We start from the raw sequence: 26,236 nt of genomic DNA on the forward strand, positions 1-26,236 counted from the left end.
AGGGAATAAACTAAAACAATCCAAATGTTATTGCAAAATTCTGATCATTAAGTCAATGACCTTCCCCCTAGAAACGAGTATCATCTAAAAGTAAAAAGTCAGAAAGAATGAATACAGATAACCGTAACATACTTACATTTGCTAACAGTGTTATTTATTTAGTTGCTATATAACTATCGCTTAGAAAAAGAACATTTATAATAAAAAAATATTCCCATGAGCTTAATTGAAGCATTAAACTGGCGTTATGCCACCAAAAAAATGAATGGTGAAAAAGTTTCACAAGACAAAGTTGATCAGATTGTTAAGGCGGCACACTTGGCCCCTACTTCTTCAGGTTTGCAACCATTCAAAGTAATCGTAGTTACCAACGCTGAGTTAAAAGAAAAAATCAAAGCATTAGCTTATGGTCAGGAGCAAATTACAGATTCTTCACATCTATTGATTTTTGCTGCATGGGATAACTATACAGAAGAAAACATCAGAAACATCTTTGTTCAGGGAAACATAGAACGTGGTTTACCGGAAGATGCAAACGCAGATTATTTGAACAGATTAATTGCAACTTATACGGCAAAAACACCAGAAGAGAATTTCCATCATGCTGCAAAACAGGCTTACATTGGATTTGGCGTTGCCTTGGCAGAAGCTGCTTTATTAAAAGTTGATGCGACTCCGATGGAAGGTTTTGACCCGGCACAACTAGACGAATTGCTAGGATTAAGAGAAAAAGGTCTGCGTAGCACAACTTTGTTACCTCTTGGATACAGAGCAGAAGACGGCGACTGGTTAGTAAACCTTAAAAAGGTACGTACGCCAATGGCTGAGTTCCTGATTGAAATGAAATAAAACTTTCATCTGCCTTAAAAATGCCCCTGCATAACAAAATATGCGCAGGGGCATTTTTTATTGCCCAAAATCCAGCTATATCCACAATTCCTGCTGTTTTCCCACAACCCTATGTGAGCAACTAAATGTGAAGAACTAGACAAATAATAATAAATCAGCAAGTTAACGGCCTAAATAACTCACAATCCTATGCAATTCTATTCACATATTGCCATAAATATTATAACCTCAGTCTACCATTCTCGTACTATATGTTCATTTCCTCAGCTTTTCCACATTAATTTGCTTGAATTCCCATCGTTATCCACAGAATAATGTGGACAACCTACTAACAACTTGTTAAGTCATCAATAATCAATAGGTTAATAAGATTCACAATCCACAACTTAATTTCCGTAACAATTTCAATGGTCTCTCAGAACTTGCCTCCATTTCTGTCTTCTTAAATGTCAAAATTTGTTAAACATTACTCAGCATAAGGCGATTCACTTCATAAATGAATATATTAGCCATATTAACCGATTTTAATTATTTTGATGAAACTTATAAACTTCGTTATTGCCTTTCTTTTGCTATCCACAACTTTGCACTTCTCTGCAAATGCACAACAGGACAGTGTTGTTTTAAACAACATCATTAGCAAAACCAAAAAACTTTCCGACGAACGCCCTTTAGAGAAGGTCTACCTACATTTCGATAAACCTTATTATAGTGTTGCGGATACCATCTGGTTTAAGGCTTACCTGACTATGGAGCAAAACATTCCATCACAACTTAGTAAGATTGTTTATGTAGATGTAATCAATGAACGGGATTCGTTAGTAGAAACCATTAAAATACCAACTGTTAACAGCGTGGCGAGTGGAAACATTCCTTTAACACCTGGTAACTATAAGCAAGGCAATTATTACATCAAAGCCTATACTGTATGGATGATGAACTTCGGTGACCAATTCTTTTTTAGGAAAACCATTCCAATTGGGGAGGCAATAGAAAAGCAACTGATTACACATTTTAACTATACCAATATCCAAACCGATAAAAACCAGACTATAAATGCCATTGTTCAGTTTAAGAATGCAGATAAAGTAGTTCAAGCAGGGAAACTGGTGAACTGGAAAGTCATTTCTAATTATGAAACGGTGAGTAAGGGAAAAGGGACTACTGATCAGAATGGAATTTTGAAAATTAAAATAGAGCCCCGTAAAAACGAGATCATCACCAATGGGGAGCTCATCACAGAATTGAGCCTTACAGATAAGGAAGTGCTAACTTCTAATTTTAGCTTAAGGCCTGTTAAATCAGATAATGACCTGCAATTTTTCCCAGAAGGAGGAGAACTTGTCAATGGGCTTGCAATAAGGATCAGCTTCAAAGCACTGAATGCTAAAGGGCTTGGTGCAGCTTTAACGGGAACGATTACAGACAATACCGGTAATACATTAACCAATTTCAATTCCAACAATTTAGGAATGGGCTCTTTTTACCTGAATACAGAAGCAGGTAAAACCTATAAAGCCAATGTTACATTCAAAGATGGCAGCACCAAAAGTTTTGAATTGCCAAAGGCGAGTCCAGCTGGAATTGTTACTCAGATCACCAATACTGATCCGGTTAATTTCAACTTAAAAATCCTTGCCAACGATGCTTATTTTGAGCAAAACAAAGGCAAAACATACTTTATTGTAGCTACCCAGGGCGGTATCATTTATTATGCAGCAAAAACGAAACTAGCCACACAAGTCAATTCTGCAAAAATCCCTAAGGATAAATTTCCGAGTGGAATTGTACAGGTGACCCTGATTGCTGAGACTGGAGAGCCTCTTAATGAGCGTCTGGCCTTCAATTATCCAACACAAGAAAACCTATCTCTTAAAACAGATTTACCTACTTATAAGCCTAGACAAAAAGTAAAACTAAGTGTCATTCCTAAAAATGCGACACAGCCTTTGGAAGGTAGTTATTCGATATCCGTTACCGATGAGACCAAAGTTCCGGTGGATGAGGATACAGAAACTACGATTTTAAGTTCATTATTATTGACCTCCGACCTACGTGGATATGTGGAGAAACCCAATTACTATTTCACTAAACCAGATGAGAAAAAACAGGCAGATCTGGACCTTCTCCTATTAACTCAGGGCTTCCGCCGTTTTGCTATGAAAGACCTTTTAACTGGCAAAGTTGCTCCAATTACTTATTTACCAGAGCAGGATATGCGTATTACCGGGACTTTAAGAGACCGTACAGGAATGCCTGTGAGAAAAGGTGCCTTACGATTAACCGTTCCAGGAACTAGTATATCAGCTGAGGCCATTACCAGCCCCTCAGGTATTTTTGCTTTTGGCAACCTGGTAATTCCGGATTCTTCAGAAGTTTTGATCAATGCAAAATATAGCACCAATGGTTCAAATCTAATGATTTTACTGGATGGTTCGCCATTGCCGGAAGTTGGTAAAAACATCAGTCATATTGGGTCAGCAGACAATATTGACAGTACTTTATCTGCTTACCTTAACAATAGCAAAAAACAATACAACTTTTTGCGTACCCTAAAAGAGGTGAAAATTGAAGGCGCTAAAGTGAAAAGACCAAGTCATTCGGATCATTCCAGTCTTTCAGGATTAAGCTCTATCAATGCCACTGTAATTGAAGGAGATCGTTTAAAAGACTGTAATTCACTGGCCTTGTGTCTGCAAACTATGGCTATGGGCTTAACCTATTTCGAAAACAACTTCTATGTAACACGCGATTATCAATCGGGCAGCAGAGTTCCTGTACAAATATTTATCAATGGAATGGCGCTTGATTACATGGCTTTATTGGGGGTAAATCCAAAGGATGTAGAATCTGTAGAAGTATTTACAAAAGATGATTTAGGTACCATCAACAGAATGTATAATACCAATGGTGTACTGGTAGTCAATACAAAGAAAGTAGTAAAAAATACGATGAGTCTTGCGGATTTAAAGAAAATCCTTCCAAAAGAAAACATGCTTAAATTTAATCCGAAAGGCTTCAGCAAACAGCGTGAATTTTATATGCCTAAATATATCAATCCTGCTAACACCTATAATTTTAATGATTTAAGAAGTACTATTTACTGGAATCCTAAAGTGAATACCAGTGGGACTGCACCTTTAGTTTTAGAATATTGGAATGCCGATGGCAGAGGAACATATAAAGCAGTAATTGAAGGGGTAGACAAATTCGGTAATTTAAGCCGCTTTGTCTACCGCTACACAGTAAAATAAAAAGGTTAATGGTCTGGATGGGTATCTTTATGCTCATTCAGACACTTTAAACCGGTATCAGTCATGAGCCATTCAGAAAACTCCTGATCGTCATTCTCATAACATTCCCAGAAATTGTATCCATTTAAATATCTATTGAAATCACGGTTGATCTTTAAATGGGTACCCACTGGCACAGTTAAGGTCAAACCTACTTCCTGACCACGATAGTTAGCCTTTTTCACCAATTGCAAAGCAGAGCTAAAATTCAGTACAGAATCTACCTGTTGAAAATCATAATGAATATTCTGTGCATTTTTCAATGCCGTTTCAAAAGTCCTGCCATTCGCACTATAATTTTCTGAAAGCACCATCTTTCCATTTTCACTTTTCTCCAGTCTCAGGTACATATTTCTTGGCTGATCAAAAGGGCCTTGTCCATCACTCAGGATGCGGCGTCCTTTATAATTTACCGGATCAATCTTGTAGTTTAAACTATCTTCCTTCGTGAAGAACCGGGTTTTATCAATCGCTAAAACGATCGTTTTATGAGGCACCAACTCTGTCACCTGTGCAAATTCAGCACTTTCCTTAAACTCAGCACTTACCTTTGCTATGTAGAATACACTCACTGCTACCCCTACCAGCCAAATCATCAGCAATCCATACGAAAGTGTTTTGTTAATAGGTTTACCATTGAAAGCAACACGAATAGAAAACAACACCAATGCCAGGATTGGAATCAATAGTACAATAAATACTGCGAATACCATGGTACTGAAATAGGATTCATTGATGACACTGAATGGAAAATTATTGTACACATCTGCATCCCACATTCCGAATACGCCGGCCAAACTAACGATCAGCATCAGGAGTAAAAAAGAGCCAAAGATCACCACTCCTGTAGCCACTACTTTAAGTACTACCTTTCCTGTACCGTTAATAAAGTTCCCCAGGAATTCAAAAAATTCCGCTAGAAAACCACGAGATTGCTTCAACAATGGATTCTGGTGACTGTTCATAAAGCCTCTCAAATTAGCGGCTTCCCCTCTCATGGCCATCTTCTCAGATTTACTTTCTGCTCTTGGAATCACAATCCACATAATCAGATAGATCAAAATTCCGGAGCCTCCGATAAAAATAGAAATCAATGCCGCCAACCTCAACCAGCGCGCTTCAATATTCAGGTAATGTCCAAGTCCAACGCAGACACCGGCTATCATTGCCTGATCGGTATCACGATACAACTTTTTAATCCCATCATGTGCTGGCATCGCCTGATAATTCCCGGACAATTCTTCTTCCTCTTCAGAGCTCTCAAAATCCTTCACAGAACCCATCTGAGCAATTACAGCTTGCACATCCTGAATATCGATCACTTGCTTTTGCTGTCCGGTAAGGATCTCTCCAAACATTTCTGCAATCCTGTTCTCAATGTCAGTTACAATTTCAAAATCATCTGCATTCTTTGCAAAATGATGTTTTACCTCATTCAGGTAAACGGTGAGCATCTCATAAGCATCTTCCTCCAGGTGGATGATGGAGTTGCCAATATTTATATTTAATGTCTTCTTCATGATTGGTTAGTTTATTTGGGTTTCAGGTTCCAGATCTGTTCCTTTTTTAGAGGTATTAATGGCATAGGAAAGCTCCTGCCAGGTATGGTCCAACTGACCTAGGATGGCGGTTCCTTCTGCCGTTAACAAATAGTATTTCCTGGGGGGGCCGGAGGTCGACTCAACCCAGTTATAACTCAACAAACCATTGTTCTTCAGTCGGGTAAGCAAAGGATACAAGGTTCCTTCTACCACCAGCAACTTGGCTGATTTTAATTCTGCGATAATATCGGAAGCATAGATCTCACCTCTGGATATGATCAGTAGCACACAGTATTCCAGTATGCCCTTTCGCATTTGCGTTTGCGTATTTTCTGCTATCATAATTCAAAGTTATGTGTTTTATATAGTAATATGCAATACATAGTACTATATAAAAACAAAAACTATTCGTAACTTACTGAAAATCAGCATAATTATTTTAGCAATGAAATAGAAATAGTTTTATACGGAAAGCCTAAGAAAAAGGACAGTGTGGATAACTAGCACAAGACAAAAAGCTGATAATGACCACAAAAACCCAATAAACAACAGTAAAAAGCAACGAAAAACGGAAGTTGTTAACATTTTAATATTTATTATTGATTTTGGCTCGCACTTTGCATTAGATCAGGTACATCTACTAAAAACATCTACCTATGTTAAGTAAATCCTTTTCCATATTTCATGTTTTTGCGAGGCAAAAGAAAGAAAAGACTGAAAAAGCATTGACACAGAGAGAGTGGATTAATGCAGATCGGATAGTGCTGATCTTCTTGCTCCTGGCAACGATAATTGGAGCGATTGTATTTTCTTGAACACCGGAAGAATCAAATGTTAATTAATTTTTGAAGCGTACTTATTGTACGCTTTTTTATGCAAAATAAACAGGTTATTTACAACAACAACGTATCGATTCTATGGGCCTGAACCCTTGACTGTGTAGTCGACCAGCTGTAGATGGTAAAATGGCCGTCTTGCGAAGCCACCAATGCAGTAGCATCCCTTTGATCATGTACAAATTGCGCTGCTGAAAGATGCCTTGTCCCACCAACTTTTGTTGGATGAACCACAGTTGCATCTCCTCCTTTAATCGGTTCAGAAAAAGAGATCTCATCAATATTATCCTTCCCCTTTGCGCGACCGATTTTCGCGCCAAAAGCCAAAAGCTCATAGTCGCTGCTGATCACTGTAGCACCATCTACTGCGGTTAAGCCTGCTAAATGTTCCACCTCACGTTTTAATGCAGTTTGCCAGAAAATCTGACTCGCTTCTTTACGGTCTTGTTGCAACAATTTAGAAAGCCCGGTGAACGCTGGCTGCACATAATATTGAATGGGCTTGATAATGGATTGCAACCAGTGATTAGTTTCAGAAGGTACAATCAACAAGGTTCCTCCTCTCCCATGACTTCTCATGGAAACCGCAAGCTGAATCATCACATTGACCGAATCGTTCCAATAAGAAGGTGCTGTCAGATCTAGCAAAGAAAGCAGCATCGGCGGACAATCCCTCATATCCGTATTGTTCTCCTCTACCATTTTCACCTGATCTCCTTTTAGCACAGCGATATTGGTAAATTTCCCAAATCCATAGATTCTCCGGTGTTTGATAACAAGCAGTGCTGGCTCAGAAACATCCAGTACAAAGCAGAAATTTGGAATACTTACTGTTGTTCCCCAGATAAAAAGTTCATCATCCTCCATCCATACACCCAAATGGATTCCGGCTCTTTCTACACCAGGTGCAATCTTAGTCAGGATTCCTGCACTTAATGGCAATCGGTGTTTAAAAAGCAGAGGATTTCCTGCCTGATGTGGAGGAAGGTAAGCCAGAGAAATCTTAGGCGAATGTCCCTCCTCTTTGCGCAAACTTGCCCAAAAAGTGGCATCAATGATTGCCTCGACCACATTTGCGGTTGGCAGCGGTGCAAGATCATCCTCCCCACTTTCTCTGGCAGCAGAAAGATGCGCTGCAAAAATAGCTTCAACTTTTGGGGCAATCACCCTTGCTGCCTGATAGGTCGAGTAGTAGATCATGCCATAAAGTTAAACTATTCCTATTATTTTATGGTATACCTGATGCCAAAAAATCCCCTGATATTCTGATTGGGTCCATACACATAATTCGGGTCAAATGTTAGCCCATAAGGATTACTTTCGGTAGGTTGCACCTTACCATGGTCATCATAAACCACCTTTTTATCAAAGGGGTCATTAGCTCCGGCAATGATAAAAGGATTCCCGCGGTTAGGCGTCCAGTTTAGCAGGTTTTTTATACCGCCATAGAGTTCAAAGCGCTCAAATCCACTGTAGGTAAACTGAATATTCTGAATACTCCATACCGGAGAAAATTCTGCTCTTGGATCTAAAGGACTCACCAATGGCAAACGCATCGGAGTGTAAATATTACCCGTATAATCAATCCCCAGATCCAGGCTTCTGATTTTATAAGAAACTGCCCAGTTACCTGAGAACTTTTCCGTAAGGATTTGTTGCTTCTTGATTCCATTTTCGTAAGTGGCAACATCCTGATAAGTTCCTCCCAATACCACTTTTAGTCCATTATTCAAAGCCATGTCAAAGTTTGCAGTAAAGCCCTTACTCACCGCATAACCGTCCAGATTATTATAGATAATCTTGTTTGGATCCGTATCAAAATCACCAATAATACGGTTATTGAAATAAGTATAAAATGCAGAGGTTTCGATACCAAAATAAGTTCCATCGCTGGCATACATTTTACGGAGGTAATTCAAGTTCACATTATAAGTTTTTTCAGGTTTCAGTTTTGCGGCAATCACCACATCTCTGGCACCAGTTAATGCAGCATGGTCTTCTGTGAAAATATTCACTACCCTAAAGCCAGTTCCTGCATTTAAGCGCAGGATATTCAGATCGTTCAATTTCCATTTATAGGCTACCCTTGGCGTCAGGATATGACCATGTAAAGAGTTATAATCGTATCGAAAACCCGCGAGTACCGTATGTTTTGGACCCAAACTGATTTCATCCTGTACAAAGATACCTGGTAGGAAAATGTTTTTTGCCGGATTGTTCAATTCTGTAGCCGGCGTATTGTCATCATAATAGGTATAGCGCAAGGCTGTTCCTACTAGCAAATCATGTGCTTTAATCTTTTTATCCCAGGTCAACTGACCAAAACCCACCTTTTGCGTAGCGATATAAGATTTATCTCCGTAACGACTGTCCTGGTCATGGTTATTCACCGAAAAGGCGAAAAACAGTTTCTCTTTTACGGGCAACTGATAATTCCCGATCAGCTCCCATCTTTTCGTATAAATACTTTCCCCATACACCACATCGCCACCGCGATAAGATTTATTCCAATTCGTCTCTCCACCCCAACGGTCTTCGTACAAATAGCGCCCTGCCAGGGTAAACAATCTGTTTTCCTTGCGTTGAAAATTCCATTTCTGGAACACAGAGATCCTGTCCTGCAAGGTTACATCGGTAAAGTTATCGTGGTTATGGTCTACCACATTCCCGAATTTATAATAATTTACTCCAGTGAGTGCAGTAGCAGTACCGACCTTCGTTTTCAATCCCAGATCTACATTAAATTCTTCATAGGTAGTCCCAAAAATATCCGCAGAAAATAGTGGCGCATTCTGAGGTTTTTTGGTGATGATATTGATCAGTCCACCTACAGCCTCACTACCATATAAAGAAGAAGCCGGTCCCTTCACAATCTCAATTTGCTCGACCAAAGAATTCGGGATACCAGATAAGCCATAAACTGTGGACAAACTACTTACAATGGGCATTCCATCGATCAAAATCATCGTATAAGGACCTTCTAATCCATTGATATGAATATCTCCTGTGTTACAAATATTGCAGTTCAATTGTGGCCTTACACCATTTACATTTTGCAGGGCATCAAAAATACTGGGCGTTGGATTTTTCCTAAAAAAAGCAGGTGTATACACCTCTACCGGCACCGGACTTTCCAATCGGTTCACCTCTTTCAATGTTCCTGTAACCACCACCTCATTCAGGTCGTTCTGGAAATTACTGAGGTCAAAATCCAACCGCAGCGTTTCACCTGATTTCAGAACAACGCTTTTTATCATTTTCTTAAAGCCAACGGCAGAAGCCTGAACCTTATGATTTCCAGCGGCAACTGCCGACAGTTCATAAAAACCCGCGCTATCGGTGCTGGCTACTAAAGCTGACTGGCCAAGACTAATATTGACTAAGGGAACCGGGCTCCCTTCTGAAATCACCCTTCCACGGATCGTACCTGTTTGTGCAGCTGCAGATAAAACATTAAGAAACAACAAGGTAAAGATAAAGGAAAGGCTAAAAAATGGTTTCATGGTTTAGGATTAAATAAAAGTTAGATTAACAAAACATTACAAAACTATAAAAGTTAGACTTACCTAACAAATGTTATTTGAGATTTATTGTTTTATATTTGTAGCATGCTATCTTACACGGAAGAAAACTATTTAAAAGCCTTATTGAAACTTAGCTTTCAGAATGAGGACAAGCCTGAGGCTGGCACCAATGAAATGGCGGCTCATTTAGGCGTAAAGCCTGCTACTGCCACGGATATGCTAAAAAAGCTGAAGGAGAAAGAACTGGTCAACTATAAAAAATACGGGAAGATCTTATTGACCGAATCCGGAAAACAACAGGCTATAGAAATACTAAGAAAGCATCGTTTATGGGAAACTTTTCTCTATAAAAAGCTGGATTTCAGCTGGGACGAGGTCCATGAGGTAGCCGAACAGCTGGAACATATCCAATCTGCCAAGCTGGTAGATAAGTTGGAAGAGTTCCTGGGCTTCCCGGAATTTGATCCGCATGGTGATCCGATTCCAAAAGCCAATGGTGAGATGCCAACATTGGAGAAGATCTTACTTTGCGAGCTAAGAGAAGGGGAAATATGTGAGGTTGTAGCGGTAAAAGATACCTCTACCGTATTCCTTCAATACCTGGAAAAATTACAAATCACCATTGGAACACCTATAAAAGTATTGGAACGAATAGACTTTGATGGCTCTATGAGCATCCAGATTTCAGAGGAGGAGGCTAGAAATGTTTCCATGAAATTTGCAGAAAGTTTGTTTGTGAAGAGATAGTTGTAAATTTAAATCCATTCAGTTCATCACCCTCCATCATAAAATATGTCAACAGAAATAAAATGTCCTAATTGCGCACACACTTTTCCAATAGAAGAAGTCATGGCTGAGGAGTATAAAAAAGACCTCAGAGAGAAGATGGTTACTTTTACGAAGCAAAAGGATGAAGAATATCAGCTGAAGCTGAGCAAATTAACCCAACAACAAAAAGAACAGGAACAGGTTTATGAGCAACAGCAGAAGCTACAAGCGCAAGCTTTTGAGCAAAAGCTTGCGGAAGAGAAAAAGATCTTACAAACTGCTCTGGAAGAAACATTGAGGAAAAGTATTGCCAGTGATTTTGAAAACAAACTGGCCATGATGGACAATGCACAAAAGGAAGCGGAAGAAAAACTGAAACTTGCCCGTGCGAAAGAGCTGGATTTCCTGATGAAGGAAAAGGCGATGAAAGAGAAGGAAGAAGAAATGGAGCTTCAACTGCAGCGCAAGCTACAGGAGCAGCGTTCAGAAATGGTGGAACAAATCAGAAAACAGGAAACAGAAAAGAATAACCTCAAAGATACCGAGCATCAACTCCGCGTAAAGGAACTGGAGAAGCAATTGGATGATCAGAAAAAGCTGGCGGAAGAAATGAAGCGTAAGGCAGAACAAGGGTCCATGCAATTGCAAGGAGAAGTTCAGGAACTGATCCTGGAAGAATTGCTTAGAAATGCCTTCCCTTTCGACCTGATTTCTGAAGTAGGTAAAGGAGTAAGAGGTGCAGACTGTGTCCACCATGTTAGAAATCAATTTGGTCAGGAATGCGGAAAGATCATTTATGAAAGTAAGCGCACCAAGGATTTCTCTATGGAGTGGATTGAGAAATTAAAGAAAGACATGCGCAGTATGGGCGTAGACGTTGCTGTGATTGTGACCCAGTGTTATCCAAAAGGAATGGATTGCTTTGGAGAAAAAGACGGTGTATGGATCTGTTCATTTGATGAAGTAAAAGCAGTTTCTTACATCCTTAGAGATGGGATTGTGAAACTTTATGGAGCCACAAAATCTCAGGAAAACCGTGGTGATAAAATGCACATGTTATACGATTACCTAACTAGCAATGAGTTCTCCGAACAATGGAAAGCCATTAGGGAAGGCTTTATGAGCATGAAGTTATCCATCCAGAAAGAACGCGATGCCATGGAAAAACTATGGAAAGCAAGAGAGAAACAATTGGAGAAGGTGATGCTAAATGCGGCTCATATCCGTGGTTCTATTGAAGGAATTGCAGGTACTGATACCATTCAACTCAGCCTTACCGACGACGAAGATGACAACTTATTACTAGAATAAAACATGATTTACGCAAAGAAGAAAGTTCAGCATACAGCTAATTTAGCGGCCCAAACCGCAAAAATTATTGCAAATGTAAAAGAACTGGAAGAGAAAAACATCATCCGAATTCAAGGGAATGAGGTCTTCTTATATCCTGAAATATGGAAAGATAAAGCCACCGCCCTGAACTGGATTAAATGTCTTCACCTTTATTGCATGATGAAAAAGCGTTTCAAAGAAAGTGACGCTTTATTCTTTAAACATATAGAAACGGAAGCGCCAATTGGGGCTTTCAAAAACAAAAAGGCCAGTGTACTTATTTTTTAAGTCCTGGCCTTCTTTTATGAGTTAATTTCGATCTTTTTGTATTCTTATTTTTGCGTATCCGCAGCTTTCTTTTGCAACCAACGTTCTGCTTTCCAGTTTTCCTGCTCTTCTGGCATTAAAAACGTCCAGGCGATAAAACGGCTAATCTTCTGCCCTTGCGCCATTTCTATCGTTTTAATCTCCAGCGGATAAGCCTTATCTAAGGCTGTATAGATAAAAGGAAGATGTATGCTTTTAGAAACCAGTGTAGTAAACCAAAAACACTGTTTACCGATCGTTGCACTCTCCTGAATCATCTTTCTAATGAAACCTACTTCACCACCTTCACACCATAATTCTGCCTGTTGCCCCCCGAAATTAAGCACTGGAGTTTTACCCCTCTGCGTACCTAGATTTCTAACTTTTCTTTGTGATCCTTCCAATGCTTCCTCTGGAGAGCCATGGAAAGGTGGATTACACATCGTGAAATCGAATAATTCTCCAGGTTTGATGACCCCTTTGAAAATCTGATTCTTATGGGCCTGTAGCCTTGGAAACACAGCGGATGACAAAGATGGATTGATCGTTGCAATGTTTTTTGCAGATTTTATCGCATAAGAGTCTACATCAGAACCTACAAAAGACCAACCATATTCTTGATGCCCGATGATCGGATAAATAGAATTAGCACCAATACCGATGTCAAATCCTTTAATTTTAGCACCTTTTGGTATTGCTCCGCCATTTGTGGAAGCCAATAAATCGGCCAGGTAATGTACGTAATCTGCCCTTCCCGGAATCGGCGGACAAAGGTAACCTTCAGGGATATCCCAGTGGTCTATCTGGTAAAAATGTTTGAGTAATGCCTTATTCAACAACCTCACCGCCATAGGATTTGAAAAATCAATGGATTCATCACCATAAGGATTAACCGCCACAAAAGGACGTAATTCTGGCAACGTTTTAATCAGTTCCGGAAAATCATACCTGGAACGGTGCTTGTTTCTTGGGTGTAACTCGTTTTTTTGCATAGACATTACCTTCGGCTAAATGATGGCCAAAGGTAACGTTATTTTAATTTTGGGTCTTGTTTATTTTGAGCTTAAACACAGTCATGACGCCCTTATGATCCGTTGGCCACACGCCCAACGGCTCGATAAAGTGATCCTCAGTCTCTTCTGTAACCATTTGACTCTTTACAATGGATGTCTTCGGACCAACCACACTGCTTTCAATTAAACGAAGATCCCGATCGGGATGATAGTAGGTAAAATCAATCCGATCACGTTCGTCTACCCCTGGTGCCCAGGTCAGTTTATCAATGGCAACAGCTGGATTCCCTGCAGGAAAAGTAAAGCCAGGATGGCTCACAGGATTGGGGTGTAACACCCGATAACTATCTTTAAAACCATTCTTATAAAGGCTTAAGGAATTTTGCCAGGGGATCACCATCCCATTATGGTCAAATTTATTCCGTGTAGCAGCAGTCCAATCCAGATGGGAAGCCTCATTAAAATCACCTCCAAGAAATACAAGTCTTCCTTTCTTCAAATCGTCTTTTGCAGCTAGCAGGAAATCCCGAATCCCTTCATCACGTTTAGAGGCCAGATTATCGGCAAGCACGGCCTTTTTATCCAACAGAGGCGCAGGCAACCTTTTCCATGTGGAGCCGCTATAACCTCTTGGCAGATAAACTGCATAGTTTTCATAATCTAAATGAGCAGCATATAAAGCAATTTCTCTACCTCCGATGCGCGTGAGCAACCTATAAATACTTCCCTTTTCTTTAAACACCAAAGTACTATCCAGAATAGGATGCTTGCTCAGCACTCCAGCACCATTACTGAAGAATGAATAATAAGTTTCCCCTTTTGCAGCCAATGATTGTAATATCCGCTCGTTGAACCGGGTATTTTTGTAATTACGAACCTCGCTAAAGGTGACCAAATCGGGCTTCAACCGGGTAATTTCATTTACAATAGCATCATATCCGCCGGGCACCTGCGTTCCTTCATGCCAGATATTGAGCTGTAATAATTTAACTGTTAGCTCCTGACTACTCGCCCTAGTATTGGCGACACAAAGAACTGCAATAGACATCAGTACACTGTAGATCAAATACTTGAAAGATTTAGCCATAATGAACACCATAAGAGATTTAAATGATATAAAAAACCGGCCGCCTACTCAATTGCGCTGCGGCCGGTCAAATTAGGGTTTAAGATTTTCTATTTTAATATCCACATCAGGTCATTACTTTTATCACTTCCACCGTATTGCCTGTCTAGCGCCACTTTAAGATTGGCTACATTATAAGTATACTCATCCCCAGGGTATAAATACCTTACAGGAATTTTAGTCTTATCGTCAGGATTAGTATTCGTTGAAGGATTTATTGGAAGTTCCGGATAACCTGTCCTTCTATAATTATAATAAGCATCATAAGAATAATGCATAAAATAGGTCAGGTATTTCTGCATCCAGATTTGCTTCAATTGAGTAGCTGGATTGGCTGAAAACGAAACATAGGTACCAGTAACATAACTATCAATATAAGTTGGCGTCATCTTTCTACCACTATGAAACCTAACATCATCCGGTGTAGAACTTACCACAAAATTCATCGAATTTTTGATCCCTTGTTCATAATAAGTCTGTGCAGCACCCGGCGCCCATCCCCTCACAATTGCTTCTGCGATAATAAAGTTCTGCTCGGCAAAACCAACACGAACCTGAGGTTCTCCTGCAGCATAATCAGTATACCTTAAATTAAGCTGAGAATACTTAGTGGTATTGAACAATTTGACAACTTCTGAAAAGTCTATAGATGGATCAGTACCCATATAGGCATCCCAGTCGTTTGCTGCTTTCAACTCAGTAACTAGCTTAAATTTAGAAGGGGCGGCATAGTAAAACAACCTGTAATCATTGTATTTCTTCAATGAATCAGATAATACACTGGAAATCATCCCATAAACTGTGTATTTGTTTTGAACATTATTGAAAGGGTAAATCTGACCAGCCTTATCGGAATAAACCAATTGCAGGTTATCTGTATTTGTTCTCATCAAAGGCTCATTTGCCAGGATTTGCGCAAAACGTTCTTTAATTTTCAACTCCGCATCTGTGTCTTTTTTAGACAAACTGATCAGCACTTTCAAACGAAAAGAATTCACCACTCTCAGCCAGTTATCCACCTTACCATTAAAGATCGGGTCACCCCCAAAGTTCTTTGCAACTTTAAAAGCATTTGCAGAAGTTTCCAGATCTTGAAGCACCTGCAACATCACCTCTTTTTGCGTATCATATTTTGGCTTAATATTCCCTGCTTCTCCTTGTAAAGCCTCGGAATAAGGAATATCTCCTACGCTTAAAGACAAATAATATAGCTTATACGCTTTAATAAACAATCCAAGCCCTGTAAATGCTTTTTTATCAACTTCCGGCGCAAGGTCAATCATCTTCTGCACATTGGTTAAAACCTGTAATCCACCAAAACCTGCACTACCAAAGCTATTGTATTGTTCTCCCTGGGCAAGTTCTCCCCAGGCAATGTGCTTACTCGTGATTGCAGGGCTCAAGAAGCTCTTATCTGCAGAATTCCGGGTGATATTGAGGATCAAATTGGTCGCCAACATAGGAGCAGTAGACATCGTTGGCGTATTCGGATTGGTATTTATGCTATCAAACTTCTTGCAGGACTGGAGCATCGCAAAGCCGCATACTGATAGCAAGGTTACTATATTTAATAATTTCATGTTCGTTCTTTTTAAAAGTTAACTTTTACATTAAAACCCATGTATCTTACAGAAGGCGAGTTTAGGTTATCTTCTCCTTTATCAGGATCTGCATATTTCCATTCTTTGGTCCACAGGAGCATATTTTGCCCAACAAAGCCCACAGAAGCATTTCTCATCCCGATACTTTTCACCAAATTACGCGGAAGTGCATAGGTTAGTGATAGCTCTCTAAGCTTGAAAAAAGTTTGTAGGAAGTAATTTTGCGGCGCACCTGTATAGGCATTAGAATGATATTTTTTGATGTAAGCCTCATAAGAAGCTGCAGTCGTATTTGGCGCAAACACCCGGGTATCACTAGTAATATTTCCATAAACATCTCTTAATGCAGTACCAGAAACCAGGGTTACACCTGGAGCTACGTAAGATTTTTTACCATTCACCACCTCATCATATCTATAAGAATTATCACTATCAATATGAGCACCTGAATTCCATAATGCCTGAACAGTATTAGAATAAGAAGTTCCACCTACACGACCATCAAATGAGAAGGCCAAAGTGAAGTTTTTATAGTTGAATGTATTGTTGATTCCCCAAATCCAGTCTGGATCAGTATAGCCCAATACAGATTCTTGCGGACTACGCACTGGAAGACCATTTTGCAGAATTGGCTGTCCATCTGGCGAAGTATCCCATTTATTATTGCTCGTCCAATCGTATCTACTTCCTTCCTTTACCCATTGTTTTTGAGAAGAGTAAACCGGGTCTAGTTTAGCATAGTAAATTCTGTTGGTCGACCAGTTTACACCAGCGCTCCAACTAAAATCCTTATTTCTAATGATATTGGCATCCAAAGTAAGCTCCATACCTTTTCTAACCAGTTCTTCCTGCGTATTCACCAGGACCTCATTGAATCCTGAACCAGAACTCACCCTAGCCCAATCAATACGATTATAATAAAGGTTATTGAAATAAGTCGCATCAAAACGAAGCGTATTCTTTAAGAAGGCGAAAGCCCCACCAATTTCATAAGTACGATTGGTTTGCGGTAAAATATCAGCACCTCTAATTTTATTGGGATAATTGCTGGAACTAGCGCCATTCCAAACATTAGGATTGATCGTATAAACATTGTTGATTTCATATACATTGGGATCTTTCTTGGTTTGAGTCCATGCCCCACGTACTTTCGCCATGTCTATCCATTCAGGTAAATTGATCAATTCTGAGAATACAAAACTTCCCGCAACAGAAGGATAAAAATAAGAGCGCTGTTTTTGAGATAAAGAAGAAGACCAGTCATTTCTTCCTGTCACGTCCAAAAACGCGAAGTTTTTATAAGAAAGTGTAAGTTTAGAATACAAGCTATTCACCTGCTTTTTCCAGATGGAAGGCGTTGTTGTTGCCGGATCTACAGAAGCGGCAAGCGAGTAAAATCCAGGAATCGAAATCCCATTTGCAGTTGTTGAACTCAGGCCATTGCTTTGGCTATAGAAAAGACTACCACCAACCAATCCATCTACTTGAAAATCTCCAAATTTACCTTTGGCTGTCACGATTAGGTCGTTATTTGTGCTAAAGCCATTATTTTGGCCCACACTATAATACCCCTTTTTGTTCCAACCACCTACTGCGCTGATCGCGTTGCGGTATTCATCCATACTTGAATAATTATCCATACCAGAACGCAAGATCACCTTCATCCATGGTTTCAGCTCATAGCTGGCATTTACATACCCATTTATGATGTTATAATCATTCCCATGAAGGATTTCGTTGGCGATAAAATAAGGATTGTCGTACCAGCTATTTTCCATCCAGTTTTGCATGACATTCTCCTTACCATCAACCCAGTAGTTTTTAAATTCACGAACATCATACTCCGAGCCAGACCAAACCACCAGGTTGTACATATAACCACCGCCACCATACTTTGACCCAACATTATTCGGATAATATCTTTTATTGAAATTAAACCCTCCGTCAAGACTAAATTTTCCGGCTTTCATTTCTCCGGCCATACTTGCAGTAATCTTATTTAGTTTTGTATTCGGGTACTGACCTTTATCGTAAACATGGGTAAATGAAGCTCTGAAACTTCCATTTTCTCCTCTTTGAGAGATGCTCACATTATTGTTAAAGATATAACCTGGCTGCAGGAAGTTCTCCAAATTGTTTTTTCCTTTGGATACCAATGGCATTACCTCAAACTGATAAGTATTTGGGTTGTATTGTTTGGCCGTTCTACCAATATCCAGCTTATCGCCCCAAACATAATCACCAACGCCATATTTACCACCGCCACCAGAACTGTAGGCAGTTTGTACCTCAGGAAAGGCAAGAAATCCAGAAGAAAACATGCTGCTACTGTTAAAAGAAACGTCTAATCCGCCCTCTTTATTTCCACGTTTGGTGGTCACCATAATCGCACCATTCCCTCCCCTATTGCCATATAAAGCAGAGGCTGTAGCTCCTTTCAATACATCAATACTCTCAATGTCATCGGCTGGAATATCACGCAAAGAAACATTATAATAAGGTACCCCATCTACAACCAGCAAGGCATCAGCGCCTCTGAGTTTGATCGATGGTGCCTCGTTAAATTCAGTACTATTTTTAATGTTTAATCCCGCAACTTTACCAGTCAGAGAGGTTGCTACATCTACTCCTTTTACTGAGTTCAGCGTACCTCCCTGCACTTTTTGCACGGCATAGCCCAATGATTTCTCTTCTCTTTTCAGCCCCAATGCCGTCACAATAACGCCTTCTAAGGCCATGCTAGATTCCTTTAAAGTAATGGTGACACTTGTTTCTGTTCCCACACGGAACTCTCGGGTTTCGTAACCCATCATACTGATTACCAGCAGGTCATTTTCTACAGCTACAATTTTAAAGCTCCCTAATCCATCGCTGAGTGCTTTTTTCTGAGTCCCTTTAATGGCAACTGTTGCTCCTGGAAGTGGCGCTCCTTTATCGTCAACAACCTTACCTACAAGATTTAAAAATACCATTGCATTGGCCGTCTTTTCAAAAAATACAGGTTCTTTTATTTTGACAATTACGCTTTTATCTTCAATTGCATATTTTAAAGGTTGCCCTATAAAAATAGCATTCAGAACCTCATCCAATGGCATGTTACTCACTTTGATGTTCACCGGTTTTGCCGTTTCAAGGATGGAGGTGGTAAATAGAAAGTCATAACCACTTTGTGATCTGATCTTATCAAATACCTTTCTCAAAGGGGTGTTTTTCTCTGATAAACTAATGCGTTGTGCATAAGAAGTGGCACTCACCTGTAAGATGGATGTGATCAAAAGTAAGGTAGTCAACTTCATAATCAGCAAAAACTTAGCCGCAGGGCGCCGTAGCCCCTGTGGAGATTTAGGGTAAAAATTGTACATTTGATTAGTTTTTAGCGGTTGCCTTTTCATTTTCGAAGATGGGACCAGGCGATCGCGGGTTCATTAATATATTTTAGGATGTATTGATTGATCTAGCTAGGGTCAGGATTCCGATTCCAACGGTTCCTGACTTTTTTTATGCGCATCAATCATTGCTTGCGGTTTGGTTTACGGCATCACAATGACCCTCCTTCCTTCCACTTTAAAATGAACGACTCCTGTTGAGGATAACATTTTCAGCACCTGGCTGATATTTTTAAACCTCGAGATGGCCCCATTGAAGCGCTCCTGGCTTAATGTTCCTTTATATTCGACCTCCACATCATACCAACGGGAAATCTGACGCATTACGTTTTCCAGTGCTTCATCCTGAAAGTTGAAATAACCATTTTTCCAAGCCATTACTTCTTCCAGATTGGCAGCTTTAATGGTCATATCATGATTGACAACCATGGCTTGCTGCCCGGGTTTCAGAATTTTCATTTGCTTTCCTTCGGAAACTTTCACTGCACCTTCCAGTAAAGTCGTTTTTATGGCTGCTTCATTGGCATAGCTACTGATGTTGAAGTGCGTACCGAGTACCTCTACTTGTTGTCCTTTACTACTCACAAGAAAGGGTTTCTTCGGATCTTTAGCCACTTCAAAATAGGCCTCACCCTGTAATTCAACCATCCGTTCTTTATTGTTGGCAAAGCTGACCGGGTATTTTAAGACAGATGCTGCATTGAGCCATACGATAGTCCCATCCGGAAGACGTACCTGATACTGTCCACCATTAGGCGTTTGAATGGAATTATAACTCCCATCATCTTTCTGGTTTTTATCTGAAATATTGTATACCAATTGTCCGTCGGCGGTTTTACTGATCGTAACTCCATCATGGACTGCCAAAGTGCCATTTTCAGCACCCGTCAAGGCAATTCGTTTCCCATCAGAAAGCAGGAGATAAGCCTTATTCCCACCCGGGGCAATGTCGGTCAGATTGTTTTTTTGATTTGAGATAGGGCTTTCTGCTTGCTCCACATAGAAATAAGCAGCAGTACCTGCAATGATAAAGATTGTAGCGGCAGCAGCATAGCGGATAAAAGGCCTTGCCACCTTTTTTGGAGACCTAACATTTTGTTGAACACCATTCCATATCAGCTCCTTCGCTTCCGAAAGATCTTCATGAATCGGATTCATGCTATTCTTTTTTGCCCGTTGATTATACCAGGATTCGATCAAAGCTTCCTCCTCTGGACTGCAATGTCCTTCTTCGTATTTTTTCAACAGCAGGCTTATGCCGTCTTTTTCCATATTTGATTAGATAAGACATAGAAGGTCTTACATAGGATAAGACACCGGGCTAAGGCCAGGGGTGTACGTCAAATAAAAATATTTATATTTTGAAGAGGATCAGCAATATGGAAACCGGGATATTTAACCGCAATCGCAGGATCCGCAATGCTTTGTTGACTTGTTTTTTTACAGTACTATCAGAAATACTTAATTTACTTGCAATTTCAGCATGGCTCAAGTACTCTTTTCTACTCATTTCAAATACCACTCTCATCTTTGGGGGCATGAGTTGTACCTCTCCTTCGATCAACCGACTCAGCTCATTGAAACGCAATTGTTCTTCAGTATCATAAGTTCCTTCCTTATAAATATGAGAAAGTTCTTCCATATAACCCATTTGCACTTTTTCACGGCGGACCATGTTTAGTATGGTATTTCTAACCGATTTATACAAATAGGCCTTTAAACTGGTTTGAAGCTCCAGTTCTCCTGCTTTATTCCAAATTCCGATAAAAACTTCTTGTATCACATCTCTTGCCAGATCAGGTTCGCCCAGCATATGACGCGCATGGAGGTATAGCACTGACCAGTACCGATTGTAAATCTCAGTAAATGCAGCATGATCGCCTTCCCGTAAACGGGCGAGTAACTGTTGATCGCTATGTTCCAATTTTATTGCTTCTTAAATATTCCGGAAAATGATCGCTCCCCTCACCTATCTTCCCCAAGATCTGCGTGATAAAGATATCAGATTTATTGTTGCAAAAGTACAGCATATGCCATTTCTCCTACTTTACCAGAAGATTAAGCTATTGTTAACAGATATTAAGCCAATAGGAAATATTTAATAATTGGATATCTAGTCAAGCATGACGTACTTTGTAAGGTTACAAAATAGAACTTGTACCGCAGCTATGACTAAATTTATCAAAGGTTTTGGTTATGCGTTTTCTGGAATCGCTTATACCGGCAAAAGCCAACTTAATTTCAGATTCCATTTATGCGCATTGACAATTGTTGGCATTGCCGGATGGTATTTCGAACTGGATACCGCTGAATGGTTATGGATTATCGCAGCTTCAGGGATGGTACTGCTTTCAGAATTGTTTAATACCGCGATAGAAGTTCTGGTGGATCTTGTTTCACCGGATATCCATCCGAAAGCAAAAATCATTAAAGATGTTGCTGCCGGAGCAGTACTGATTGCTGCTTTTACTGCCCTATTGATTGGCTTGATCATTTTTCTTCCAAAAATCTCTCATGCTGCATAAAACCCGTGGAATCGTATTAAAAACAACGCTGTATAGTGAAAGTAGCGTGGTGGTGCAGATGTTCACGGAAAAATTCGGGATGCAGTCTTACCTGATCAATGGAGTGAAAAAGCCGAAAGCAAAGATCAGAATGAACATGTTACAACCCTTACATCTGGTAGATATGGTGGTTTACCATAAAGTAAATTCGAGCATTCAACGGATTTCTGAGCTGAGACCTGCCCCTATTTTTAGTAGCATTCCATACGATATTCTGAAAAGTACGATAGCCATGTTTCTGAACGAGGTGCTGTATAAAAGCATTCGTCAGCAGATGACCGATGAATATTTATTTGACTTTATCTTCAATGCAGTCTGCTGGTTTGACGAATCCCAGGGGATAAATGTGAATTTCCACCTGGCTTTTTTATTAAAACTCTCCCGTTACCTGGGTTTCGCACCAAGTACACAGACCAAAAGTGATCAAAGTTATTTCGATTTACAGGAAGGTGAGTTTAAATCTTTAGCCCCGGTGCATCCACATTTTATAGAAAAGGACGATGCGGCCCTCTTTATTTCACTATATATTTTGCCTTTCGAACAAATAATTGAAATAAAGTTAGATAATAAAACACGCCGGAGAATACTTGATAAAATACTGATCTACTATACCTTACATACCGCGTCTTTCGGAGAAATCCGCTCACATCAAGTCCTGGAAGATATTTTATCATAAAATAGTTGAAAATATTTTTGCAAAACTGATTTAAGGGTGTATATTTGCAATCCCAAAACGAAGGTAACTTTGCAAAACGGGAAGAGCTTACTCAGCTCGTATTTGATACAAATAGAGTACAGCAGAAGGGAAATTAGCTCAGCTGGTTCAGAGCACCTCGTTTACACCGAGGGGGTCGGGGGTTCGAACCCCTCATTTCCCACCAAAAACAGACACTCAGCTGTTTTAAAATAAAAAGAGTAAACCAAAAGGGAAATTAGCTCAGCTGGTTCAGAGCACCTCGTTTACACCGAGGGGGTCGGGGGTTCGAACCCCTCATTTCCCACCAAAAACCTTTCAGATCTTCTGGAAGGTTTTTTTTATGCCAAAAAATCCTCCGAGCCAGCTGCCGGAGCCATTCAAAACTCCTGACTCTTCATAATCGTTCAAACCCCTCCTAGCTGCCCGCTTATTTTTATAATCTTCACAAAATGCCCAGACCAACCTTGAAAGGACTACTGGATACAACATGGATTATCCAATCATTGGCTATTCCGCAGTTGTTAAAATAATTTTTCAGACCATACAATTGCCCCCTATTTTAGAATAATTAATATCATTGAGAACTCTATAAACCATCATTTTTTTTAATGGATATGTGTGTTTTTACTTACATGAAAAAATTACAAACACAAATGAGGCAAACTATGTATAATTTTTTAATTTTACACAGCCTCTTCTAAAACGCCCCAATTCCTTTGGTACAAGCATTACGCAAGAGTCAACCAACCACCTTATAAATACGCTTAAGATCAAAATAATGCACTCAAATCTATTACAGGCTAACCCTATCCAGCAACAACCAGCCTGAACCTCGCAACCAAAATCCGATTAAGGATTATCCATTTATATTAAATCATTACTACATCACTTGAATTATGAATTGTAAATCATTTTTTTACTTATTAGCATTAACAGTAGTTACGTTCTCTTCCTGCAAGAAAAACAGCATCAAAGGTGAACCTGGCGAACAAGGTACACCTGGAGTTCCTGGAGCCCCGGGAGCAAATGGAAGCAAAATCTTGTCTGGAACAGGAGTCCCAGCAGCTACTTTAGGAATTGATGGCGACTATTACCTGGACATAGCCAGCAGTGTTTTCTATGGTCCAAAGGCAAGTTCAGCCTGGACTACTTCAATTAATTTAAAAGGTGAAGCCGGAGCAGATGGAAGTAATGGATCCGACGGATCAAGTGGCACCAATGGATCGACCATTTTAAATGGCACTACAGCACCGGGACTAAGCCTGGGAAATGTTGGTGATTTTTACATCAATACTGCAACCACAGAATTTTACGGCCCTAAAACGACGAGTTCCTGGGGAAGTGCTATAAGTCTTAAAGGATCACAAGGCGGATCAGGTACCGGCAATGGTGTAAAAATTGAGTTCTACAGGCAGCAACGTTTTACCAACATCACCTATTTAGGAGAGCCAGAATATCCTGGAAGCCCTTACCAATGGGAAACTAACTTAAGGATCACACCCAATAACTACCTTAGCGACAATGAGAATGGACTTGTATTGGTTTACCTAAAAAATATAGCAGATCCAGAAGCTGGCTGGGAACCAGAGATTAGTGAACATGGTTTTGAAGCCTGGTCAATCAATCGAAAAAACTACATCAATATTAATGGCTCGTTTTCAAATCAAAGCGCTACTTACGAAGCTTTTGTAAGAGCTTACGCCTTTGACATTAAAGTTGTGACGCTTTCCGCTACTTTAGCAAGAACAATGACTGCCAATAACATTGACACACAAAATATTAAAGCAGTTGAAAACTTCTTGAAACTGAACAAATAAGCAATTCAATACCTCTTTAAAATAAAAAGCCCTTTTCAAATTAAATTTGAAAAGGGCTTTTTATTTTACCGTATTTAACTGCAAATGAAACAGAAACACAATACAAGCCGAAAAGCTGCCTTGTTAATCTGAGGATTGCCAAGGATATCCTGGTACTCTTATTGGCTTCGCAGCCTAGGTCATGGCTAGTTGAATCCCAATACACCCCTAGCAAAGCCCTGGCGGTACACCACTCTACATCGGCTCCATTGAGATTCTTCCGCTATCATTTTACAGCGCAACACGACCTAAAGAGATGTTAATTAACAATTCACACAGTTATCCACATTTTTAGCAGAACCACAAATCAGCTATCATTTAATAATCAACACATTAACAACAAAATTCAACGATAAAATGATGTGGATAAGCTGTGAACAATCCGTTTATAACTATGTGGACAAGCTGTGGATAACATACTATTCCAAGCCCATACTAGCTCAATTCGAACTCTTTTATCAGCTTTTCCACACCATTTGCAATAATCGACAGCCTTTGTATTCCCGGATAGAACTTCCTTGTGGTAATCAATTTAAAACTTTGTTTTCTGGAAATATTCAGCTTTTCGGCTCCTGCATAACTCTTTTCACTGATTTTAAAGACCTTTTTAGACCAAGTCCCATTTTGTCTTTTATAATATAGCCCATATTCCAATCTGATCATTTGCGCTTCCTGAAGCTCATTAAAAAGATCAAAAGAGAAATATAGGTCGCCACCAATAGGCGTAACCGGCGTAGCAATCTGAAAATTGCTGATCTTCACGTTTTCACTATCCAGTCCGTAGTGCTTTAAAATCTCTACATGACCTTGCTTGAGTAAAGTCCGGCAACCGTGTTTAATGATCGCATCAGTCTCTTTATGTTTTCCTTTCCATCGCTTTGCAATGTCTATAACCAAATCCGGATGATCTTTAGCAATGTCATTGAGGTGATTCGCCACACTCCTCCTCACCCATTCAGAAGGATCGTTTTTCAGGTTCTCTAACAGTGGCAATACAGCCCTGGGATCTTTTTTTAATTCTGGTAATGCCATTGCCCAGGGCAGACGTGGTCTGCTGCCTTCAGTAGCAAGCCTCCTCACCTTATGATTTTCATGCAAAGACCAGGCTATCATCTGGGCCAACATTTCTTCACTATACTTTAACATGAACGGCCTGACTGCAAATTCGCAGCTTACAAATTGCGTAAGAAACTCTATCGCTCTCATTGAGTTTTCAAAATCATCAAGTCCATAGGTTTCAATATAATCCGGCAGGAACATAAAAGCCAGACTATCCTCTCCCTTTCCAGTCCGACGAAGCGCCTGCACGATGTTAACCAGTAATTCAACCCTTTCTTCATAGGCTACAGGAAGGAATTGATGTAACACATTGGCGGTATGCCTCATTCTTGCTTTCAGTTCCTTCTTTTCAAATTCTTCATCAAAGATTTTGAAAAGAAACTGCTGTTGATCAAAAGAAGGAAGCGTTTTTATCAACACCTCCGAAAGCTGTTGATAAAATGCCGGGGAATAAATGTTTTTAAGAAGAGTACTCATATAAGGTT

General features: G+C 39.9%; 20 protein-coding genes and 2 tRNA genes. 11 read left to right on the forward strand and 11 right to left on the reverse strand.

The features are described 5' to 3' along the window. Positions 1-216 precede the first annotated feature (216 nt). A complete protein-coding gene (locus R2S10_RS23865) occupies positions 217-849 on the forward strand; it encodes an NAD(P)H-dependent oxidoreductase (RefSeq protein WP_316842909.1) in 633 nt (210 codons plus the stop codon). 536 nt (positions 850-1,385) lie between these two features. Beyond that, entirely contained in the window at positions 1,386-4,103 is a 2,718-nt protein-coding gene (locus R2S10_RS23870; protein ID WP_316842910.1) for a carboxypeptidase-like regulatory domain-containing protein, read from the forward strand. A 5-nt stretch (positions 4,104-4,108) separates the two neighbouring features. Here the strand turns inward: R2S10_RS23870 and R2S10_RS23875 are convergent, their stop codons facing one another. Next, positions 4,109-5,662, reverse strand: a complete 1,554-nt coding sequence (locus R2S10_RS23875; RefSeq protein WP_316842912.1) for a PspC domain-containing protein — start codon at positions 5,660-5,662, stop codon at positions 4,109-4,111. Positions 5,663-5,668: 6 nt separating this feature from the next. Continuing rightward, complete coding sequence (locus tag R2S10_RS23880; protein WP_316842913.1) at positions 5,669-6,025, reverse strand: PadR family transcriptional regulator; 357 nt, start codon at positions 6,023-6,025, stop codon at positions 5,669-5,671. A gap of 314 nt (positions 6,026-6,339) precedes the next feature. Between R2S10_RS23880 and R2S10_RS23885 the strand changes: the two genes are divergently transcribed. Next, a complete protein-coding gene (locus tag R2S10_RS23885) occupies positions 6,340-6,498 on the forward strand; it encodes a hypothetical protein (protein WP_222537432.1) in 159 nt (52 codons plus the stop codon). Between the two features lie 78 nt (positions 6,499-6,576). On the opposite strand, the gene R2S10_RS23890 is transcribed toward R2S10_RS23885, so the two are convergent. Then, a complete protein-coding gene (locus tag R2S10_RS23890) occupies positions 6,577-7,719 on the reverse strand; it encodes a putative sensor domain DACNV-containing protein (protein ID WP_316842914.1) in 1,143 nt (380 codons plus the stop codon). 23 nt (positions 7,720-7,742) lie between these two features. Then, positions 7,743-10,022 carry a TonB-dependent receptor gene (locus R2S10_RS23895; RefSeq protein WP_316842915.1) on the reverse strand — a complete coding sequence of 760 codons (2,280 nt, stop codon included), beginning with the start codon at positions 10,020-10,022 and terminating at the stop codon, positions 7,743-7,745. 105 nt (positions 10,023-10,127) lie between these two features. Between R2S10_RS23895 and R2S10_RS23900 the strand changes: the two genes are divergently transcribed. The 3 genes from R2S10_RS23900 to R2S10_RS23910 are packed head-to-tail and all read left to right on the forward strand — an operon-like array spanning position 10,128 to position 12,431. Continuing rightward, complete coding sequence (locus R2S10_RS23900) at positions 10,128-10,790, forward strand: metal-dependent transcriptional regulator (protein ID WP_316842916.1); 663 nt, start codon at positions 10,128-10,130, stop codon at positions 10,788-10,790. Positions 10,791-10,835: 45 nt separating this feature from the next. Further along, a complete protein-coding gene (locus tag R2S10_RS23905; RefSeq protein WP_316842917.1) occupies positions 10,836-12,122 on the forward strand; it encodes a DUF2130 domain-containing protein in 1,287 nt (428 codons plus the stop codon). A 3-nt stretch (positions 12,123-12,125) separates the two neighbouring features. Then, on the forward strand, positions 12,126-12,431 hold the full coding sequence (locus R2S10_RS23910) for a hypothetical protein (RefSeq protein ID WP_316842918.1): 306 nt from the start codon (positions 12,126-12,128) through the stop codon (positions 12,429-12,431). 44 nt (positions 12,432-12,475) lie between these two features. Here the strand turns inward: R2S10_RS23910 and rlmF are convergent, their stop codons facing one another. The 6 genes from rlmF to R2S10_RS23940 all read right to left on the reverse strand — a co-directional run bounded on the left by rlmF (position 12,476) and on the right by R2S10_RS23940 (position 21,499). Continuing rightward, positions 12,476-13,447, reverse strand: coding sequence for a 23S rRNA (adenine(1618)-N(6))-methyltransferase RlmF (rlmF, locus tag R2S10_RS23915; RefSeq protein ID WP_316842919.1), 972 nt, complete (start codon positions 13,445-13,447; stop codon positions 12,476-12,478). Between the two features lie 37 nt (positions 13,448-13,484). Further along, positions 13,485-14,549, reverse strand: coding sequence for an endonuclease/exonuclease/phosphatase family protein (locus tag R2S10_RS23920; RefSeq protein ID WP_316842920.1), 1,065 nt, complete (start codon positions 14,547-14,549; stop codon positions 13,485-13,487). 89 nt (positions 14,550-14,638) lie between these two features. Further along, positions 14,639-16,168: a SusD/RagB family nutrient-binding outer membrane lipoprotein gene (locus R2S10_RS23925; RefSeq protein WP_316842921.1), complete on the reverse strand. Its 1,530-nt coding sequence runs from the start codon at positions 16,166-16,168 to the stop codon at positions 14,639-14,641. A gap of 11 nt (positions 16,169-16,179) precedes the next feature. Further along, positions 16,180-19,551 carry a SusC/RagA family TonB-linked outer membrane protein gene (locus R2S10_RS23930; protein WP_316842922.1) on the reverse strand — a complete coding sequence of 1,124 codons (3,372 nt, stop codon included), beginning with the start codon at positions 19,549-19,551 and terminating at the stop codon, positions 16,180-16,182. A 168-nt stretch (positions 19,552-19,719) separates the two neighbouring features. Beyond that, positions 19,720-20,847, reverse strand: a complete 1,128-nt coding sequence (locus tag R2S10_RS23935) for a FecR family protein (protein WP_316842923.1) — start codon at positions 20,845-20,847, stop codon at positions 19,720-19,722. Between the two features lie 82 nt (positions 20,848-20,929). Continuing rightward, positions 20,930-21,499: an RNA polymerase sigma-70 factor gene (locus R2S10_RS23940; RefSeq protein ID WP_316842924.1), complete on the reverse strand. Its 570-nt coding sequence runs from the start codon at positions 21,497-21,499 to the stop codon at positions 20,930-20,932. Between the two features lie 244 nt (positions 21,500-21,743). On the opposite strand from R2S10_RS23940, the gene R2S10_RS23945 reads away from it, so the two are divergent. The 5 genes from R2S10_RS23945 to R2S10_RS23965 all read left to right on the forward strand — a co-directional run bounded on the left by R2S10_RS23945 (position 21,744) and on the right by R2S10_RS23965 (position 24,653). Next, positions 21,744-22,100 carry a diacylglycerol kinase family protein gene (locus R2S10_RS23945; protein WP_316842925.1) on the forward strand — a complete coding sequence of 119 codons (357 nt, stop codon included), beginning with the start codon at positions 21,744-21,746 and terminating at the stop codon, positions 22,098-22,100. Then, positions 22,090-22,815, forward strand: coding sequence for a DNA repair protein RecO (gene recO, locus R2S10_RS23950; protein ID WP_316842926.1), 726 nt, complete (start codon positions 22,090-22,092; stop codon positions 22,813-22,815). Before R2S10_RS23945 ends, recO begins: the two co-directional genes overlap by 11 nt. 127 nt (positions 22,816-22,942) lie before the next feature. Further along, a tRNA-Val gene (locus R2S10_RS23955) sits at positions 22,943-23,020 on the forward strand. A gap of 45 nt (positions 23,021-23,065) precedes the next feature. Continuing rightward, positions 23,066-23,143 (forward strand) — tRNA-Val (locus R2S10_RS23960). Positions 23,144-23,732: 589 nt separating this feature from the next. Further along, entirely contained in the window at positions 23,733-24,653 is a 921-nt protein-coding gene (locus tag R2S10_RS23965; RefSeq protein ID WP_316842927.1) for a collagen-like protein, read from the forward strand. 474 nt (positions 24,654-25,127) lie between these two features. On the opposite strand, the gene R2S10_RS23970 is transcribed toward R2S10_RS23965, so the two are convergent. Continuing rightward, the gene (locus R2S10_RS23970; protein WP_316842928.1) at positions 25,128-26,228 is read right to left on the reverse strand and encodes a DNA alkylation repair protein; all 1,101 of its coding nucleotides are present in this window, start codon (positions 26,226-26,228) and stop codon (positions 25,128-25,130) included. Between the last annotated feature and the right edge of the window lie 8 nt (positions 26,229-26,236).

Origin of the sequence: Pedobacter gandavensis (assembly GCF_032678745.1) — a bacterium.
In the GTDB taxonomy this organism is placed as follows: Bacteria; Bacteroidota; Bacteroidia; order Sphingobacteriales; family Sphingobacteriaceae; genus Pedobacter; species Pedobacter gandavensis_C.

Coding starts and splice junctions, on each gene's coding strand:
- R2S10_RS23865 (WP_316842909.1), top strand. CDS start 217: ATGAGCTTAATTGAAGCATTAAACTGGCGTTATGCCACCAAAAAAATG.
- R2S10_RS23870 (WP_316842910.1), top strand. CDS start 1,386: ATGAAACTTATAAACTTCGTTATTGCCTTTCTTTTGCTATCCACAACT.
- R2S10_RS23875 (WP_316842912.1), bottom strand. CDS start 5,662: ATGAAGAAGACATTAAATATAAATATTGGCAACTCCATCATCCACCTG.
- R2S10_RS23880 (WP_316842913.1), bottom strand. CDS start 6,025: ATGATAGCAGAAAATACGCAAACGCAAATGCGAAAGGGCATACTGGAA.
- R2S10_RS23885 (WP_222537432.1), top strand. CDS start 6,340: ATGTTAAGTAAATCCTTTTCCATATTTCATGTTTTTGCGAGGCAAAAG.
- R2S10_RS23890 (WP_316842914.1), bottom strand. CDS start 7,719: ATGATCTACTACTCGACCTATCAGGCAGCAAGGGTGATTGCCCCAAAA.
- R2S10_RS23895 (WP_316842915.1), bottom strand. CDS start 10,022: ATGAAACCATTTTTTAGCCTTTCCTTTATCTTTACCTTGTTGTTTCTT.
- R2S10_RS23900 (WP_316842916.1), top strand. CDS start 10,128: ATGCTATCTTACACGGAAGAAAACTATTTAAAAGCCTTATTGAAACTT.
- R2S10_RS23905 (WP_316842917.1), top strand. CDS start 10,836: ATGTCAACAGAAATAAAATGTCCTAATTGCGCACACACTTTTCCAATA.
- R2S10_RS23910 (WP_316842918.1), top strand. CDS start 12,126: ATGATTTACGCAAAGAAGAAAGTTCAGCATACAGCTAATTTAGCGGCC.
- rlmF (WP_316842919.1), bottom strand. CDS start 13,447: ATGTCTATGCAAAAAAACGAGTTACACCCAAGAAACAAGCACCGTTCC.
- R2S10_RS23920 (WP_316842920.1), bottom strand. CDS start 14,549: ATGGCTAAATCTTTCAAGTATTTGATCTACAGTGTACTGATGTCTATT.
- R2S10_RS23925 (WP_316842921.1), bottom strand. CDS start 16,168: ATGAAATTATTAAATATAGTAACCTTGCTATCAGTATGCGGCTTTGCG.
- R2S10_RS23930 (WP_316842922.1), bottom strand. CDS start 19,551: ATGTACAATTTTTACCCTAAATCTCCACAGGGGCTACGGCGCCCTGCG.
- R2S10_RS23935 (WP_316842923.1), bottom strand. CDS start 20,847: ATGGAAAAAGACGGCATAAGCCTGCTGTTGAAAAAATACGAAGAAGGA.
- R2S10_RS23945 (WP_316842925.1), top strand. CDS start 21,744: ATGACTAAATTTATCAAAGGTTTTGGTTATGCGTTTTCTGGAATCGCT.
- recO (WP_316842926.1), top strand. CDS start 22,090: ATGCTGCATAAAACCCGTGGAATCGTATTAAAAACAACGCTGTATAGT.
- R2S10_RS23965 (WP_316842927.1), top strand. CDS start 23,733: ATGAATTGTAAATCATTTTTTTACTTATTAGCATTAACAGTAGTTACG.
- R2S10_RS23970 (WP_316842928.1), bottom strand. CDS start 26,228: ATGAGTACTCTTCTTAAAAACATTTATTCCCCGGCATTTTATCAACAG.